Raw genomic sequence first — 17,539 nt, forward strand, 5'->3', positions numbered from 1 at the left:
TTACCATGCGTAGCGGATCGCGCCCTTGCCGGCATAGCTTTGCATGACATTCGAGAACTCGCCCTCGAACGTCGCGGCGGCAGACCAGCCGTTGGTCCACTGCCATTCGGCCGAGGCCGTGGTCAGCGCGGAGTCGGGCGCCTGCGCCGCACCGTTGACGACGAAGCTTGCGCCCGGCAGCGACTGGAAGGTCGGGGCAATCGAACGATCCGGATTAAAATCATGCGCCCATGCAAGGCGGCCGCGCAGCGTGACGATGCCGTTCTGCATGGCGAATGATTTGTCGGTGCGAATGCCGAGCTCGCTGCGCGTGTCGGTCACGCTCTTGGCGGCATAGGTCTGTGCAAACAACAGCGAACCGGCGACGACACTTTCGGCATAGGCCGGCAGGTCGAATGTGGTGAATTGCCCTGCGGCGTAAGGGGTGATGCCGAGACCGCCCAGCGTCGGCATGACGAAGCGGTAGCCACTCTCCACGCGACCCGAATACGCGTTCGCATTGAACTCGGCGCGCAGGTGGTCGATGCCGGCGACCGTGACGATGCGGTTGGTCGTGATGTCCTGCCAGCCATAAGCCAGCGCAGCAATGATGTAGGCCGCACCGATATTATGGCGAACGAAGGCGCCGGCCTGGAACAGGTCGGAGCTGCCATAGCCGAGGCCGTTGACGTTGAAGCCGGTGCGGCCGCCCGCCAGCGCAAATCCCGCGAGCGTGTCCGGCGAGACCTGATAGTCCGCACCGACCGCGATGCCGTAGATGCTGCTCGCGCTGTTGTTCGAGCCGATGATGGCGTTGCCGGCCGTGGTCTGCGAGCCGCCGAAGCCGGCGGCCCATACGCTCCAGCGCTGTTCGAAGGTCGGAACTGCCAGCGCCTTGGTGGACATCGCCGCATAAGCGTCGCGCTCGCCGACAGTTCGACCGCGTGCCGCGTAGGCCGAGCTGTCCTCGGCATACGCATTAGGCGGGCCGTCGGCGCTGACGGGACCTCTGCGACCGGAGATGAATGGATCCGTCATCACGCCGATGAACTGGTTCATCGCGTTGAACGTCGTCTGCTGAGAGCCGGTGGCGCTCTCGCCGGAGACCTGGGTCAAGCCGGCGGGACCGAGTCCGAAGAAGCCCATCGGAAGGCCGCCGTTGTTGTTGAAGGCGTTGGTCAGCGCGTTGGCGACGTTCTGCTGGTTGACGTTGAGGCCGGTGTAATTGGTGAAGGCGGCGGTCAGGTTCAGATAGGCGTTGTTGGCGTCATAGCTCAGCGTATCGCTCGCGCCCGTCGGCAGTCCGACATTGGTGATGCCCGCGAACGTCGTGCCGCCACGTCCGCCGGCCGCGGTCACGATCGTGTATGTCTTTGAGACATAGCTGCCGGGCAGGAAATTCGCGACCACGGTCGCGCCCGTCAACGTCGCCGCGCCCGTGACATTGGCGAAGCTCGACGTCGATGGATTGACCGCAACGACGTAGAGCGCGCCCGATTGGAAGGCCAGATTGCCGGCGACCGTCGTCGACGTCCCCGGCGTGTTGACGGCTCCAGGCATGAACGTGCCACCGGCATTGATCGTCGTTGCGCCGATAGTGCCCGTGCCGCCAAGCGTGCCGCCGGCGTTCACGGTCATGGTCGAATTGGCCAGCGAGCCGTTCACCAGCAGCGTGCCGGCGGCGATCGACCACGGCAATGCAGCGCTATTGGTGCCGCTTAGCGCCCAGGTCGAGGCGCCCGTCTTCTCGAAGCTCGCGAAGCCCTGATACTGCGCAGCGGCGCCGATCAGCGAAACGTCGAAAGAAGCAGTGGGGTTGGTGTTGCCGCCGAACTGCAAGGCGCCGTTGCCGGTTTGATCGACGACGTTGCCGCTGAAGCTGTAGCCCGCCTGAAGCTGCAGCGTGTTCGCGCCGCCGGTGAAGGTGATGGCGTTGGCACGCGTGACGCCGTCGCCGGCGAGACCGCCTGAAATCGATCCGCTGTTGATGATGCTGAGATTGGTGCCGATGACGCCGGCGCCGCCTGCACCGACCGCGCCGGAGACCCCGGCGGTGACGGTGCTGCTGCCGGAGCTACCGCTCGCGCCGGCGCTGCCGCTCACGCCGGAGAAGCCGTTCGTCCCTGTGGTGCCGTTCGTGCCGCCGCTGGCGGCCAAGGCCCCGGCACCGCCGACGCCGCCGGAGCCGCCGACACCACCGCTGCCGGCGCTGCCCGCGGTGCCGCCGAGGCCACCCATGCCCGCGGCCCCGGCGATGCCGCCATTGCCGCCGGTGATCGTGCCGCGATTGATCAGCGTGCCGCCGTTGGAGAAGGCGGCGCCAACGCCGCCGGTGCCACCATAGCCGCCATCGCCGCCGCGGCTCGAGGCGCTGCCACCGTTGCCGGCATTGCCGCCGGCACCGCCAAATCCGCCGGTCCCGCCGTTGCCGCCATTGCCGCCATCGGTCGAGCCGACCACGTTGACGCCAGCGGTGCCGTTGCCGCCAGCGCCGCCAACGCCGCCGACACCGCCGTTGCCCGCATTGCCACCGGCGCCGCCGTTGCCGCCACTGCCTGCGGTGCCGCCGCGGCCGCCATCGCCGCCGGTGATGATGCCTTGATTGGTCAGCGTGCCACCGTTTGAAATGGTCGCGCCGGCGCCGCCATGACCACCTACGCCGGCATCGCCGGCGCTTCCTCCGCTCCCGCCGTTGCCACCCATTCCGCCGGCGGCGCCGCTGCCGCCGCTGCCGCCAGCGACGGCCGGGAGAAGGGCACTCGCGCCAGCACCGCCGGTGCCCGCTGTGCCGGCGTCACTGCCGTTGCCCCCGGCGGCGCCGTTGCCGGCATTGCCGCCGGAGCCGCCAATCCCGCCGGCGCCACCAGCGATGTTGCCCGAAACTGTAACGGTCCCGCCGTTCGTGAGCTGGACACCATCGCCGCCGCTGGATCCGCTACCGCCAATGCCGCCATTTCCGCCGGCGCCACCATTCCCGCCGTTGCCGCCAGCGCCACCAACCAGACCGTTGTTGCCATTGAGAAAGCCGGAGCCGGAGGACCCGTTGGCGCCATTGTCGCCTGTGCCGCCGGCGCCGCCGATCCCGCTTGCGCCGCCATTGGCGCCGTTGCCGCCAGCGCCGCCATTGCCACCGGCGCCTCCCATGATCGTTTGGGAAATTGAGAGCGTGCCACCGCTCGTCACCTGCAGACCAACGCCACCGTCGGCACCATTGGCGCCATCGCCTGCGTGGGCGCTGGCGCTGCCGCCGGTGCCACCATTGCCACCGCGCCCGCCGGCTACGCCGAGCCCGATGCTGGATCCCGCGTTGCCGCCGTTGCCGGCCATGCCGCCGGCGCTGCCTGCACCGCCAGCGCCACCGCTGCCGCCGGTACCTGCCGTGACGCTTTGCAAAATCGTCACGGTGCCGCCACCCGTGACCTGGATGCCGTCGCCACCGCTGCCGCCGATCGCACCATTGCCGCCGGCACCAACCCCGCTATTGCCGCCGTTTCCACCGGTCCCGCCATCGAGCGCGCCGAGAACATTGGCGCCGGAAGCGCCCGCACCACCACTCCCGCCGTGACCCGCTGTACCGCCGCGCCCGCCGCTGCCGCCATCGCCGCCGGCGACCGTTTGCTGGACCGTCGTGGTGCCTGCGCTGGTGACCTGCACGGCGGTGCCGCCATTGCCGCCGCCGCCGGCAGCGCCCCCGCTGCCGAGGACGTTGCCACCGGTCCCGCCGGTCACACCAGCGACGCCCAGGGAGAGAGCACTGGCTCCATTGCCCGCCGCTCCCGCCGGCGCCGCCACTGCCACCAACCCCACCCGCGCCGCCGGTCGCCGCTATCGAAAGGGTGCTGCCTCCGACGCTGACCTGCACGCCGGCGCCACCCGCACCACCGCCGCCACCGACGCCGCCGCTGCCCGTTCCCGCGCTGGCATCAAGGCCACCAATGACAGCAGAACCATCGGCGCCGCTCGCGCTGGCGCCGCCGTGACCGCCGGCGCCACCCGCTCCACCGGAGCCGGCACCGAGCGCACCTTCGCCGCCACCGCCGCCGCCACCGCCACTACCCGCAGTCAGGGCTGAGTTGCCGTTGCCGCCATTGCCACCGCTGCCACCGACAATGTTGCCGCCGTCACCGCCTAGTCCGCCGTTGCCGCCTGAGGTCGCCGTGCCCCCGGAGCCTCCGGTGCCGCCTGCGGCAGCGCCGCCGCCGCCGCCCGCGCCTTGTCCGATCGCGTTGTCACCGCCATTTCCACCGTTAGGAGAGGCGCTGGTACCGGCAGCGCCACCGCCGCCGCCCGTGCCATTGCCACCGGCTCCGCCAGCGCCGCCGTCGGCGCGCGCCGACATGATCGTCAGCGCCAGTGCGACAGCCGTGCTCGCCAACAATGTGGGGAGCCTGAAACGGCGCCGGGTCGGACAAGAACCAATTCTCGATTCAATTATCAATTTTATTACCGGCAGACTTGGCACCGACCCGCAGGCCATTCCGAGGTGAAATCCTCAGAAACAGACCGCAACATATTCGCTCGCCGAAGCGGCTCAACGAGAATGGTCTTGCCTGCCAGGAATACCGTTTGATTTCGGTCGCCTGTCACCCGGAAACAACATCGGCCCCCGCTGCGAGACCGCCGATGACGTCAGTGAGCATTCGTAATTCAGTGCAGTTCTCAGCCGGGCGCACACACAATCCGGGCGCTGTCGAAGCCGTGCCAGGCCTCGCATCCGGAGCAGGTGACGACGCTCGGCTGGGCAGCCGTCTATTCGACCGTGGTGCAGTTCTGCATCGCCTATGTCAGCTGGTTCGCGGCGTTAGCGCGCCTGCCGGCGTCTGTGGCGGCGATCGGGACGATGGCGGTACCCGTGATCGGCGTCGTCGCCTCGGCACTGGCGCTGCACGAGCCGTTGGGGCCGGGGCAGATCGCCGCGCTGGTCTTCACGCTGGCGGCCGTGGTGCTGGCGACGCGCTAGACAGCGGTCTCTTGCGCGAAGCCGCGCTGCACCTCTAGATAGTTTCCCGCAATTCACCTCGCTCCAGGGGCAACGCATGAGAGTCATCGCGCTGGCCGTCGTGCTCGGCCTGATCCCGTCCCTTGGATTGGCTCAAGCCGATCAGGACCGGTTATCTTGCAATGCATCCAACGATGCTCCGGAAGCGGCCGTGATTTCGGCCTGCACGCGCCTGATCGAGGCCGGCACGCCAGGCCACGATGAACGTGCGGGCTTTTTTCATGATCGGGGCAACGCCCACTGGCGCAGCGGCGACTACAAGGCGGCCGTCGCCGATGAGAGCGAGGCCATCGCCATCAATCCAGCCTTCGCCGACGCGTATATGAGGCGGGGTGCAGCCAATTTCGACGACGGCAATGTCGATCAGTCGATCGCCGACTCGACGAAAGCCATCGAGATCGATCCGCAGAATTTTCGCGCCTACACCAACCGGGGTATCGCCCGCGCGAGGAAGGGCGATCGGCGCGGTGCCATCGCGGACGAATCCAGGGCGATCGAGATCAACCCGAGATGGATCGCAGCCTATCTTGCCCGGCAAGACAGCCGCAATCACATCGGCGACCGCGCCGGCGCGTCGTCCGATCTTGCCAGCGCGCTTGGCATCGAACCGGACGGCGGTTTCGACGGATATCGATACCGGGCTGTGGCGTTCAGGCGAAAGAAGGACTACGGCCACGCCATCGCCGACATCGATCACTGGATCAGCATGAATCCGGGCAGTGCGGCGGCTTACGAGAGTCGCGCCGACGCTCGTTTACGCCAGGATGACTTCGCGCATGCGATTGCCGACGCCAGCAAGGCGCTCGAGCTGAATCCGAAGCGTTCGTATTCGTTCAGCATCCGTGGCTCGGCCTATCTGCACACGCGCGATCTCGACGCGGCCATCGCCGATTTCGACGCCAGCATCGCAGCCGACGCCAGGATCGGATACGTCTACGGGCTTCGCGGCCGCGCCTACGCGCTCAAGGACGATCAGGACCGGGCCATTGCCGACTTCACAAAGCAGATCGAACTCGATCCGGACAATGAACAAGCCTATCGCGCACGCAGCGCGGCCTACGAGAAAAAGCACGACGCTGCCGCCGCGAGCGCCGATTTCGAAAAGGCATGGGCGATAGAAAGCGCGCGATCGCGTGCGCCTGGGGCGATGCCTCCGGATGTCGCGAAGGTGTTCGAGGCAAAGCGGCGGAAGCCGCCGCAGAACAATCCTTGAACTAGCCCGCCGTCATCCCGCCGCCGTTCAGCGCTTTCCGGATCATCTCGGCGAGCTGGTTGCGGCGGTAGGGCTTGGTCAGCAGCAGCACGCCGTCGTCGAGCTTGCCGTGGTGGACGATGGCGTTGTCGGTGTAGCCGGAGGTGTAGAGCACCCTCACGCCCGGCCGGCGCTTGGCCACCTCTTCGGCGAGCTCGCGGCCGCTCATGCCGCCGGGGATGACGACGTCGGTGAACAGGAGGTCGAAGCCCTGGCCGGCCTCGATCATGTCCAGCGCGGCCCGGCTGTCGGGCGCGGCGACCGTGTCGTAGCCGAGGCTCTGCAGCTGCGCGGTGACGAAGTTGCGCACCAGCGTGTCGTCCTCGACCACGAAAATGGTCTCGGCGCCGCCTTCGGCCTGCGGCGCCACTGGGGCCGCCGCATCCGTCATGCCGTCGCCCGGCGGCAGATAGAGCTTGATCGTGGTGCCGTGGCCTTCCTCGCTGTAGATCTTGATGTGGCCGCCGGACTGCTTGACGAAGCCGTAGACCATGGAGAGGCCGAGGCCCGAGCCCTTGCCGACCTCCTTGGTGGTGAAGAACGGCTCGAAGGCCTTCTGCTGGATGTCCGCTGACATGCCTGTGCCGGTGTCGCTGACCGCGAGCATCACGTAGGGGCCGGGCTGCACCTCGGCGTGGGCCTGCGCATAGGCCTCGTCGAGTACGACGTGGTGGGTCTCGAGCAGCAGCTTGCCGCCGTTCGGCATGGCGTCGCGGGCGTTGATCGCCATGTTGAGCACGGCATTGGTGAGGCGGGACGGATCGATATGCGCGGTCATCGGTCCCTGTTCCAGCACGGTCTCGATCTGGATCTGCTCGCCGAGGGTGGGGCGCAGCAGCTTGGCGATATCGGCGATCGCGCCGTTGATCTCGACATTGCGCGGCTGGAGCGGCTGCCTTCGTGCAAAGGCGAGCAGATGCTGGATCAGCTCGGCGCAGCGCTCGGCGGCATCGTCGATCAGGCGGGCCACGCGCTGGAGCTCGGGCTGCTGCTTCAGGCTCGCCACCAGCGTCTCGGTATTGCCTGATATCACCGTGAGCATGTTGTTGAAGTCGTGCGCGACGCCGCCGGTCAGCTTGCCGATCGCATCCAGCTTCTGCGACTGGTGCAGCTGTCGCTCGGTTTCGCGCGAAGTGGTCGCGTCGTGATAGACCAGCACGGCGCCGGAGACGTTGCCTTGTCCGTCGCGCATCGGCCGGCCGCTGATCATCAGATGGCGGGGATCGTTGCCGCTGTGCGGGCGGACGATCATCTCCAGGTTCTCGAACTGCTCGCCGCGCAGCACGCGCGTCGAGGGCAATTCGTCCGCCCTGAGCGGCGTGACGCCGTCGCCGTGAAACACGTCGGACAGGGCGCGCAGATTACGCAGGCTCATGCCGGCGCGATGCAGCAAGATGCGCTCCGCGGCCGGGTTGGACAGAAGGACAGTGCCCTCGGCGTCGATCACCAGCACAGCCTCGGCCATGCTGTGGAACGTGCTCTGGAGCACGTTGACCGACAGCCGCAGCTCGTCATGCGCGTTGACGAGATGCTCGGTGCGCTCGGCGACGGCCGCCTCGAGTTGCTCCTTCGCCGCCGTGGTCTCCAGCAGCGTGCTCTTCAGCGCGACCGTGGTGCGCTGGCTCTCGCGCATCAGCATTGCGACCAGCAGCAGGATCACCAGCGCGCCGATCACGTCGATGCCGAGCAGGACGATGCCGGTGCGGCGGGAACTCTGGGCGCGGGCGGCGAGCAATCGCTCTTCCTCCGCGCTCAGATGATCGAGATTGCCCATCACCGTGTCCATGAGGCCGCGGCCCTCGGCCTTGCCCTGAAGCGCGGCAACGCCGGCCTGGTCGTTCTCGGCGCGCAGGCGCATCACCTCTGCGGCGATCTCGACCCGGCGCAGCGCCAGCGACTCGGTGCCCTCCATGAGCGCGACCTGATCCGGATTGTCACGCAGGCTGCGCTTGAGGTCGGCGAGCGCCGGCGCGAGCTGGGCGTGCACCGCCTGAAACTCGTCGCTGAAGCTCGGGTTGCGATAGATCTCGTAGCCGCGCGCGGCGCTCTCGGCGTGGCGCATCAGCACGCGCAGATCGGAGATCTTCTTCTGCGTCTCGATGGTGTGATTGACCCAGGCGGCATCGAACCGCGACTTGACGTCGAGTCCGATCGAGGCGGCGGTGATGATCAGGAGGATTGCAAGTCCAGCACCGAGAATGACGCGCTGCGTTGGGATCAAGGGGCTTCTTTCTTGTCCTTCGGCTGCGCGGCCTCGCCGAGGCATTCCCGGATCGTGGTCAGGAGCGCGTCCGGCGTGAACGGCTTGCGCAGGCAGCGTGTCGCGCCGAGTTCCAGTGCCATGCGGAGGAAATCGGGGGAGGGCGACGCAGACGAGGCGAAGGCGTAGCCGGACATCGCGATGAGAGGGATCGCCGGGGCGCGCTCGTGAAAGATGCGGATGGATTCGAAGCCGCGCATGTGCGGCATGAAGATGTCGACCAGCATCACGTCAAACGTCTGCGCTTCGAGCGCAGCCAGCCCCGTTTCGCCGCCGTCAGCCATCGTGACATCGAAGCCCTGACGCTGGAGCAGAACCTCGATGGTCGCGCCGACCATCGGATCGTCATCTACCACGAGGATACGCGGCATGACATTTCCCAGTAGATCGAAGTCCCCACATCTATCGGTGATATAGGCGAATCGCGGGACGGGTCAATTTGGGATTGGATCATTGTAGATATGCACGGTGCGGTGAATAAAGGTCCCTCGCGCTCGCGTGCATAGATCCTCCCACGCGATGCGCGGGCCGCGCGCGAAACAGGCGATGAGCGCGCGACAAACGAAAGAGGCGCCGCACCGATGCGACGCCTCTTCCGTCAAGCGTTGTCGATCTGCTTACGGGCAGGGATGACGCTGGCCGTCATAGCCGAGATACGTACCCGAGGCCGGATCGTAGGACTTGTAGCGCTGCGCGCAATAAGCCGACGAGTCACCACCGTTGTCCGGCACCACCGCGACCGACGGCTCATCATAGTAGCTGTCGTCGCCATAGTAATAGGGATCGTTGTAGTATCCGCCACCGTAGTAGGCGTAAGAGCCTAGCCCGCCGATCGCAGCACCGGCTGCGACACCCGGCCAGAAACCGCCACCGTGACGACGCCAGCCGCCACCGTGCCAGTTGCCGCCGCCGCCGCGCCAGTTGTTACCCGCGACTGCGAGGGGACGGCCGCCGCCACCACTAAACGTGGCTCCTGCGGTCGGACGCATGGCTAGGCCGGCGCTCGGGCGCATGGCTCCGGCTGCGAAATTGCCGCCGCCGCCACCGAACCGCGCGCCGCCAAAGCTGCCGCCGCCCATGCGGGCGCCGCCACCGCCGAAATGGGCGCCGCCGCCACCGCCAAAATGACCACCGCCGCCACCGCCGTGGCCACCACGGCCCTGGGCGAAGCTCGGCGTCGCCAACGGAAGGACCAACGCGACCGCTGCCGCGGCGCTCAAAATTCTCAGACTTTTCATGTTCAAACTCCTTATTCCCTGAAGCAAACCTCTTGAAGGGCCCGCGGTTCCAGGGTTCACGCCGGTGTGCGCGTGTGGCGCAGGTTTCCATGCGGCCGCTGTACCCGGCATGAACGGATCGCGTCCGATTTGCGGCAGGGCTTACGCCGGGGGCACCACATTTTGCGGGGGGCACCGCCGCCCCCGCGGAACTGGACATTTCGCCGCCCGGATGGCATCAGGGCCTCACGAAGCAGGGCCCTAGCCGTATGAAACAGTTCTTCCTCAAGTTCTTCACCTGGTGGAGTGGCCAGACCTTTGGCACCCAGCTCTGGACCAAGCGGTACGGCGAGCTGGTCGGCCAGGACGAGCAGGGAAACCGCTATTATCGGACCCGCGGCGGCGTGATCGATCCGACGCTCGGATTCGAGCGGCGTTGGGTCATCTATAACGGCTACGCCGAAGCGAGCCGCATTCCGACGGGTTGGCACGGCTGGATGCATCACGTCGTCGATGTGCCGCCGACCGAAGAGAACTACCAGCCGCGCGAATGGCAAAAGCCGCACCAGCCGAACCCCACCGGCACGCCGAACGCCTATCGGCCCTCCGGCTCGACGCTTGCAAGCGGCAAGCGTCCCAAGGCGACCGGCGACTATCAGCCCTGGACGCCCGGCTAGCTTTCCGATCTCCGTCCGAATCCTTGCCGTGGCGGTGGATGCACCAGCATCCGCCTCACCTTGCTGTGGACAACGGGAACAGCGGGGACAGCTCATGCGCGGGCGTTGCAGCTACGCGAGTGATGCGGCTCAATGGTCCCATCTTACGGAGATGGGAGACCATCGCGTTCGGTTCGGGCAACAGTTCGCGACTGTCCCGAGATGCAGCGGCCGCCGACGAGGACTCGATCGGGAGATAGGCCCCCGGTCTGGAAGTTCGAAATCGCCCGATGGAATGTGCAGCCACCGTAAGACAGGAAAGGCCGCTTGGGAAACCGAGCGGCCTTTTTCTTTGATCTGTTGCTCTGCTCGCTTCTCAGAGATAGAGCGTCGGTGAGTTGCCGACTGGCATCATCTCATAGGGCGGCTTCCAGCCCGGCAGTTCGACGACACGCCGGCGCCAGGCATCAATCGCCGGGAAAGTCGCGGCAAGATCAAAGCCCGTCTCCTCGGTCGGATAGTACAGATAGCCCAACATTGAGAAATCGACGATCGTCGGCCGATCGCCCAGCATGAAGCTGCGGTGGGAGAGGTGTCTGTCGACGATCGAGAAGGCGCTGTCGGTCCGCGCGCGCAAGTAAGCGAGCACAGCGGGATGGGCGGGCTCCGGCATGAAGCAGCGTTGAAACCGGTGCTGGGCAAAGTTCGCGGTGAACTTGTGGTTGTCGAACAGCAGCCAGCGCGTGGCTTCGAACGTCTCCTCGGGCGTCGGACCGAACACGCCGTGAGTCTCGGCGAGCCACAGCAGGATCGCACCGGACTGGCTCATGTGCCGGCCATCGACCTCGAGGACGGGGACCTCGCCCATGACATTGGTGGTGGCCCGCCAGTCAGGCGTGCGGGTCTCGCCGCCGGCGAAGTCGAGGCCGACCGGCTCCCAGTCGAGCCCGGCGCAGTTGAGGAATAGCGCGACCTTGAACGAATTGCCCGAAGCTCCGATGCAGTGCAGCCGGTATCGCGCCATGGTCAGATCCTCCTGTGCGCACGCGACCGGGAAGCGTCCGTGGGCGTTGGGCGCGATATGGATTGTCGCGACAGGCTCCTGACAGCGTCATGTCAGCAGTATGGAGCTTCCGGACGATGCTTTGCATTGCCCGGGAAGTGCTGCGCTGCGTTCGGGGCGCGTGAGCAAAGCCTCTGCTCTACACCCGCTCAGCCGCGCGCTTGACCGCCTCGAGGCGGCGGGCCTGGTTTGCGGCGCCGCGCTCTCTCAGCAACGCCAGCACCTCGGCCGGCGCGGTGTCGGGCGAGCCTGAATTGAACGGCGGGGCGGGGTTGTATTCGATCTGGAGCTGGATTGCTTCCGCCGTGGTGCGGTCGACCAGGATCGACACCAGCGTCAGCGCGAAATCGATCCCGGCGGTGACGCCACCGCCGGTGACGCGGTTGCGGTCGATGCAGACGCGCGTCCTGGTCGGCGTCGCGCCGAACTGGCCGAGCATCTCCATCGCGCTCCAATGGGTGGCAGCGCGGTAGCCCTTGAGCAGGCCGGCAGCGCCGAGCGCCAGCGCCCCCGTGCAGACCGAGGTGACGTACTTGGCGCCTTCGGCCTGCCTGCGCAGGAAATCCAGCACCTCTTCGTCATTGAGCAGGTCGTTGGTGCCGCCGCCGCCGGGCACGCAGATCACGTCGAGCTGCGGACAGTCGGCGAATGTCGTGGTTGGCGTCAGCGTCAGCACGGAATCGCTCGGCACCGGCTCGATCCGTTTCCAGATCAGGTGCAGCTTCGCGCCGGGGACGGAGGAGAACACCTGCAAGGGACCGGTGAAATCGAGCTGGGTGACGCGCGGAAACACCAAAAGACCGATCTGGAGCGGTGACGACATGGGCAGGTCCTCCAAAGATGAGCTTGACGGACGCAGCCTCTCATGATGCCATTCCGTCCAAAATGGCGTATTTCCCTCACTTTCGGACATGACCATGATCGGCATCCTGATCTTCCCGGATTTCCAGTTGCTCGATGCGGCCGGCCCGATCTCGGTATTCGAGATCGCGGCGCGCTGCACGGGCAAGACGACCACCGGCATCCGCGTGCTGGCACTGAACGCGGGCCCCGTGCGCAGCTCGTCCGGCGTGGAAATGATGGCGCGCGACTTCAGGTCGGCGAACGCGATCACCACACTGGTCATCGCGGGTGGCGCAGGCGTGACGGACGCCGCACGCTGCGAGGTCACGCGTGCCTTCGTGCAGCGGCTGGCGAAGCGAGGTGTGCGTGTCGCCAGCGTCTGCTCGGGCGCCTATGTGCTGGCCGAGGCGGGCCTGCTCGATGGGCGCCGCGCCACCACGCATTGGGGCCGCACACGGGATTTCGTCGCGCGCTATCCCAAGGTGAAGTTCGAGCCGGACCAGATCTTCACGCGTGACGGCAATGTGTGGACGTCGGCGGGCATTACGGCAGGTATCGACCTCGCGCTCGCGATGGTCACCGAGGACCATGGTGAGGAGATCGCGCAGCAGGCCGCCCGCCAGCTCGTGCTGTATCATCGCCGCAGCGGCGGCCAGTCGCAGTTCTCATCGCTCTTGGAGTTGAAGACGCCGAACGGCCGCTTCGGCGCGCTGCTGTCCTGGGCGCGCGAGAACCTCGACGCCCGGCTGACGGTCGAAGACCTCGCCGATCGTGCCGGCATGAGCGCGCGGCATTTTGCCCGCGCCTTTGCCGCCGAGACCGGCACGACGCCGTCGAAGGCGATCGAGCGCTTACGGATCGAGGTCGCGCGCGAGCGCGTGCAGTCCTCGCGCGAGGCGATCGAGCTCGTCGCGGAGGCGACCGGATTTGGCGACCCCGAGCGCATGCGGCGCGCCTTCATCCGCGCCTTCGGCCAGCCGCCGCAGGCGCTGCGGCGCGCGGCGCGGGCGGGCTAGGCAATCTGACCTGGCACTCGAGCGTGGAGGCGAAGATGGGCGGGATGGAGTACAGCAACGAGAACGCGAAACGGCTCCAAAGACTTTATCTCACAGGGGACGTGACCGCCCAGCGCGCGGAGACAATTCGGCAGATCAATCTGTCTGCCGGCGAGAGCGTTCTCGATATCGGATGTGGTCCCGGCTATCTCTGCGAAAGCATGGCGCAGATCGTTGGGCCTGACGGTGCTGTGGTCGGTATCGATGTGTCGACTGACCTGATCGAGGTCTGCAACCGGCAGAAGGCTTCCGCCTGGATTTCCTATGCGATCGGCAACGCGACGGAATTGGGTCAATCCCATGCGTCGTTCGATGTCGTCGTGTGCACGCAGGTTGCCGAGTACGTGCCTGACGTTGACCGCGTCCTCGCAGAGACATTTCGCGTGCTCAAGCCAGGGGGCCGCACGATTTTTGTCGCAACCGACTGGGACGCGGTGGTGTGGCATTCCGAAAGCCCGGAACGTATGGCCGCGGTCATGAAATCATGGGAAGCGCACTGCGCTCACCCGCGTCTCCCAAGGTCGATGGCCCACAGATTGGTGAATGCACGGCTTCACCTGGACGGAGCGTCGGTCTTTCCAATTCTGAATTTGCAGTACGATGACGATAGCTACAGCAAGGGGCTGGCCCAGGGCATTCGGGACTTCGTCGCCCGCAGGAACGACGTTTCCGCCGATGATCTCGAAGCATGGCACAGCGAGTTCGAGCGTCTCAGCGGGGCGGGACAATACTTCTTCAGCACCAACCGCTATCTCTTCAGGGCCTCAAAGCCGGCTGCGACGCCGCTATGACTGCGTCCTAGGTCGCCTTGCCTGCAGCTGCCTCGCCGGCGCCATCCGCGCGGGCCACCAGGCGGCGTGCGATCGGCGTCAGCATGTAGGGCGCAAGGTGGATCGGAAATTGCGTCATCGCGAAATAGAGCCAGGTGGTAGGCGGCAGTGCGCCGGCGGTCGCCGCCAGCATCAGGCCCAGATTGCGCTGTGACACCATCAGCCCGAGCGCCAGCGCGCGCTCATAGCCGATGCGGCGGAACAGCAGCGTGGTCACGGCGAGCAGCGTGAAATAGATCGCGAAGGACAGAGCCGCAAGGCTGATGGTGAACACCGGCTGCGCCACCAGATCGTTCACAACATCGCCCATGATCGCTGCGGCGAAGATCAGGAGGATGATGATGTTGAAGCCGTCGATCGGCTTCCTGTGGCGCTGGATCGCTTTTGCGCCGAACACCCAACGGATGATGGTTGCGGCCAGCAGCGACGCCGCGAGGATGCCGAGCAGCTTCAGGCCGAGCGTCGCCGGCGTGACGCTGAGCATGCCGTCGAGGAATAGGCTTGCGAACAGCGACGCTGTGAAGGGGACCAGCGCGGTGGAGGTCACCAGCGTGACCAGCACGAGCGTGGCATCGAGGCCCATCAGCGCGGCGAGCGCCGGAGACGCCATCATGGGCGAGGCCATGCTCTGGAGCATCAGGGCAACGGAAAGGCCGGGCGAGCGGTCGTTGAGCCCTGTTGCATAGATGATCAGTCCGACGATCAGCGGCACGCCCATCGTAGTCCAGGCGGTTGCGGTCGCAATCAGCGCCGGGCGGCGTAGGTGACCGTACAGCGCCGCGAGATCGACTCGCATGAAGGAGATGCAGAGCAGGACGAGGATCGCTTCGGTGATGTAGGGCCGCAGCAGCGCGCCGAGCGGCGGCACGGCGGCGGCGACGAACACGACCGCCGCGACCCCGCGGGTGCCCTGGCTGCCGAGCCATGTCAGCGCGCGCAGGGGGAGGGCGAAGACGGTTTGAAGAACGAAGGGCATGGGAGGCGTCAGCCCAGCTCCTTCAACCAGGCGCCGATCTCGCGCACCGCGACATTGGCCTGCTGGAGCAATTTGCCCATCGTGAAGAAGCCGTGGAACTGGCCGGGGTAGTGCTTGTACGTGACGGGCACGCCGGCCTGCCTGAGGCGCTCGGCATAGTCGTCGCCTTCGTCGCGCAGCGGATCGGCCCCAGCCGTGAGCACATAGGCCGGCGGCAGACCGGCAAGGCTCTTCGCGCGCGCCGGCGAGGCGCGCCAGTCGTGGATGTCGGCGGTACCGTTGAGATAGTGATCGCGGAACCAGCGGATCACCGAATGCGTCAGCAGCACGCTGGTCTCGGGCTCGCTGTGCGAGCCGTGCGTCATGGCGAAATCGGTCGCGGGGTAGATCAGGACCTGACCCGCGATCTTCGGACCATTGCCGTCGCGTGCGGTGAGTGCGACCACGGCGGCGAGATTGCCGCCGGCGCTATCGCCGCCGATCGAAAGGCGCGAGGCATCGGTGCCGAGCTCGCGCGCATTCGCGGCAATCCATTTTGTGGCGGCGATCGCGTCATCAGCGGCGGCGGGAAACTTGTGCTCGGGCGCGAGGCGGTAATCGACCGAGATCACGATCAGCGCGCCTGAAACGGCGAGCTGGCGGCAGACGACGTCGTGGGAGTCGAGATCGCCGATCACCCACCCGCCGCCATGGAAGAACACCAGCGCCGGCGACAACCCGTCCTGAAGGCGCGGCTCCTTTGGCACGTAGATGCGGGCGGGGATCGCGCCGTGCGGCGCCGGGATCGCCAGCGCCGCGACGCGCGCCAGTTCCAGCGGCTCCGGGTTGGTGGCAAAGCGGGCCTGCCCGTAATAGGCGCGGGCTTCCGGTGCCGTCAGGGTCTCGTAGGCGGGGCGGCCGGCGTCCTGGAAGGCCTTGTAGACGGCGGCGGCATCGGGATCGAGCACGACGGGCATGGGAGCGACCTTGGGCTTTCTGTTATCGTTGGACGTCGTTTCGGGGGCGCTGCCCGCCTCGGCCCCGGGGAGGGGCCGGTCAACTATCCCATCCGGCCGCCGGTCTGGCCAGCGGGCGACGGGCAGGGCAGGGATGCCGCCCTTCCCCCGCCGTATTCGCCGTGTTAACCGGATGGCCTGCGAGCGGCGGTATCCCCTGTAGAATGTCCAGCAAGCCCGATTCGCTGTTGAAGCCGCGCGAGAAGATGGTTCGAACCTTTACCCTTACAAGACTTGCCCTGCCAGGTCTTGCGGCGCTTCTGGCCGCCACCGCATTGACGGTTGCGACGCCCGCGCAGGCGCAGATCGGCACGATCTTCTCCGACCCGCCGCCGCGGCCGCCGGGTTCGATTCCGCGTGGTCAGCCGCAGCCGCAGATCCCCGATGACGATGAAGAGGTCCCCGAGCTGCCGCCGCAGGGCCGCGTGCTGCCATCGCGCCCGATGGCGCCGCCGCCAGGCCGGCAAGGTAACGTGATGCCGGGGCCGGTCGAATCCCAGCCCCTGGCGCCGCCGCCGGGCTCAACCGTCGCTCCGCCAAACCAGCCGCCGTCCGTGGCGGTCGCTCCGCCCAATCCGCAAGCCGCCCCGGGTGCGCCCGGTCAGCGGCAGCCCCAGCAGAAGGGCGGGCCGGGCGGCCCTGTCCCGCAGACCCCGGCGAGCCTCCAGCCGGGCGACGAGGTCGTGACCGAGCCGCCGGCCCAGAAGATCGTGAACAAGAAGGCGACCTTCTCCGGCCTCGACAAGATCACCGGGCGCATCATCAATTTCGACGAGGACATCGGCGAGACCGTCCAGTTCGGCGCGCTGCGGGTCAAAACCGACGCCTGCTATACGCGGCCGGCGACGGAAGCCACCAATACCGACGCCTTCGTCGAGGTCGACGAGATCACCTTGCAGGGCGAGGTGAAGCGCATCTTCTCGGGCTGGATGTATGCGGCAAGCCCGGGCCTGCACGGCGTCGAGCATCCGATCTACGACATCTGGCTCACCGACTGCAAAGAGCCGCAGCAGACCATTGCGACCGCGGCGCCCGATCCGGCCGCGGCAAAGCCGCCGGCTCCGCCGCCCGCGCAGAAGAAGGCGGCGCCACCCAAGCAGGCCGTGCAGCAGCGTCCGCCGCAGCCCTTGCCGCCGATCCAGCAGCAGCAGCCGGCGCCGCCACCCCCGCCGCCGCCGGAGCAGCGGCCGGGCCTGTTCGGTATCCCGGGGTTTGGGCGTTAGACCAAATCCCCCGGGTTCGGGCGCTAAAGCAGGATGGGGTTAGGTTGAATCGATTTGGGATTCCCAAATCGGTGTGTTTCTGATTCACCATTCTGGCTGGGTTGGAGGCCAGCATGGATGGGCAAGCCTTATTCTCTGGATCTTCGCAAGCGTGTCGTGTCCGCGATCGAGGGCGGGATGTCCCGCAATCA

The 17,539-nt window shown here is 66.9% G+C and carries 15 protein-coding genes and 1 pseudogene; 8 read left to right on the plus strand and 8 right to left on the minus strand.

The features are described from left to right. Positions 1-3,708, minus strand: a complete 3,708-nt coding sequence (locus CT676_RS46130; protein ID WP_275552131.1) for an autotransporter outer membrane beta-barrel domain-containing protein — start codon at positions 3,706-3,708, stop codon at positions 1-3. 34 nt (positions 3,709-3,742) lie between these two features. Here CT676_RS46130 and CT676_RS44425 point away from each other — a divergent pair, with 34 nt between their 5' ends. From CT676_RS44425 to CT676_RS32590, 4 genes and pseudogenes are all read left to right on the plus strand, one after another. Beyond that, positions 3,743-4,051 carry a hypothetical protein gene (locus tag CT676_RS44425; protein WP_167768227.1) on the plus strand — a complete coding sequence of 103 codons (309 nt, stop codon included), beginning with the start codon at positions 3,743-3,745 and terminating at the stop codon, positions 4,049-4,051. A gap of 265 nt (positions 4,052-4,316) precedes the next feature. After that, on the plus strand, positions 4,317-4,466 hold the full coding sequence (locus CT676_RS44430; RefSeq protein ID WP_167768228.1) for a hypothetical protein: 150 nt from the start codon (positions 4,317-4,319) through the stop codon (positions 4,464-4,466). Between the two features lie 224 nt (positions 4,467-4,690). Further along, a pseudogene (locus CT676_RS32585) lies at positions 4,691-4,939 on the plus strand (DMT family transporter); the annotation flags it as partial. A 100-nt stretch (positions 4,940-5,039) separates the two neighbouring features. Further along, a complete protein-coding gene (locus CT676_RS32590; protein ID WP_167768229.1) occupies positions 5,040-6,191 on the plus strand; it encodes a tetratricopeptide repeat protein in 1,152 nt (383 codons plus the stop codon). 1 nt (position 6,192) lies between these two features. Here the strand turns inward: CT676_RS32590 and CT676_RS32595 are convergent, their stop codons facing one another. The 3 genes from CT676_RS32595 to CT676_RS32605 all read right to left on the minus strand — a co-directional run bounded on the left by CT676_RS32595 (position 6,193) and on the right by CT676_RS32605 (position 9,728). Then, entirely contained in the window at positions 6,193-8,451 is a 2,259-nt protein-coding gene (locus CT676_RS32595) for a CHASE3 domain-containing protein (protein WP_135216157.1), read from the minus strand. Then, on the minus strand, positions 8,448-8,861 hold the full coding sequence (locus tag CT676_RS32600) for a response regulator (protein WP_028148724.1): 414 nt from the start codon (positions 8,859-8,861) through the stop codon (positions 8,448-8,450). Before CT676_RS32600 ends, CT676_RS32595 begins: the two co-directional genes overlap by 4 nt. A gap of 246 nt (positions 8,862-9,107) precedes the next feature. Further along, on the minus strand, positions 9,108-9,728 hold the full coding sequence (locus tag CT676_RS32605) for a BA14K family protein (RefSeq protein WP_135216158.1): 621 nt from the start codon (positions 9,726-9,728) through the stop codon (positions 9,108-9,110). Between the two features lie 248 nt (positions 9,729-9,976). On the opposite strand from CT676_RS32605, the gene CT676_RS32610 reads away from it, so the two are divergent. After that, a complete protein-coding gene (locus tag CT676_RS32610) occupies positions 9,977-10,384 on the plus strand; it encodes an NADH:ubiquinone oxidoreductase subunit NDUFA12 (protein ID WP_135216159.1) in 408 nt (135 codons plus the stop codon). A 355-nt stretch (positions 10,385-10,739) separates the two neighbouring features. Here the strand turns inward: CT676_RS32610 and CT676_RS32615 are convergent, their stop codons facing one another. Next, complete coding sequence (locus tag CT676_RS32615) at positions 10,740-11,387, minus strand: glutathione S-transferase (RefSeq protein WP_135216160.1); 648 nt, start codon at positions 11,385-11,387, stop codon at positions 10,740-10,742. A gap of 178 nt (positions 11,388-11,565) precedes the next feature. Beyond that, positions 11,566-12,249, minus strand: a complete 684-nt coding sequence (locus tag CT676_RS32620) for a DJ-1/PfpI family protein (protein WP_135216161.1) — start codon at positions 12,247-12,249, stop codon at positions 11,566-11,568. A gap of 94 nt (positions 12,250-12,343) precedes the next feature. On the opposite strand from CT676_RS32620, the gene CT676_RS32625 reads away from it, so the two are divergent. Then, complete coding sequence (locus CT676_RS32625; protein ID WP_135216162.1) at positions 12,344-13,285, plus strand: GlxA family transcriptional regulator; 942 nt, start codon at positions 12,344-12,346, stop codon at positions 13,283-13,285. A 35-nt stretch (positions 13,286-13,320) separates the two neighbouring features. Continuing rightward, positions 13,321-14,115, plus strand: a complete 795-nt coding sequence (locus CT676_RS32630) for a methyltransferase domain-containing protein (RefSeq protein WP_135216163.1) — start codon at positions 13,321-13,323, stop codon at positions 14,113-14,115. Between the two features lie 7 nt (positions 14,116-14,122). Here CT676_RS32630 and CT676_RS32635 read toward each other — a convergent pair whose 3' ends face one another. Together CT676_RS32635 and CT676_RS32640 are read right to left on the minus strand one after the other, a co-directional pair. Further along, entirely contained in the window at positions 14,123-15,130 is a 1,008-nt protein-coding gene (locus CT676_RS32635) for a Na+-dependent transporter (protein ID WP_167768230.1), read from the minus strand. Between the two features lie 8 nt (positions 15,131-15,138). Further along, positions 15,139-16,086: an alpha/beta hydrolase gene (locus CT676_RS32640; RefSeq protein ID WP_135216165.1), complete on the minus strand. Its 948-nt coding sequence runs from the start codon at positions 16,084-16,086 to the stop codon at positions 15,139-15,141. Between the two features lie 203 nt (positions 16,087-16,289). Between CT676_RS32640 and CT676_RS32645 the strand changes: the two genes are divergently transcribed. Then, entirely contained in the window at positions 16,290-17,348 is a 1,059-nt protein-coding gene (locus tag CT676_RS32645; RefSeq protein WP_167768231.1) for a DUF2155 domain-containing protein, read from the plus strand. Positions 17,349-17,539: the final 191 nt, after the last annotated feature.

The sequence above is a fragment of the Bradyrhizobium sp. MOS001 genome (assembly GCF_004634465.1).
Classification (GTDB): domain Bacteria; phylum Pseudomonadota; class Alphaproteobacteria; order Rhizobiales; family Xanthobacteraceae; genus Bradyrhizobium; species Bradyrhizobium barranii.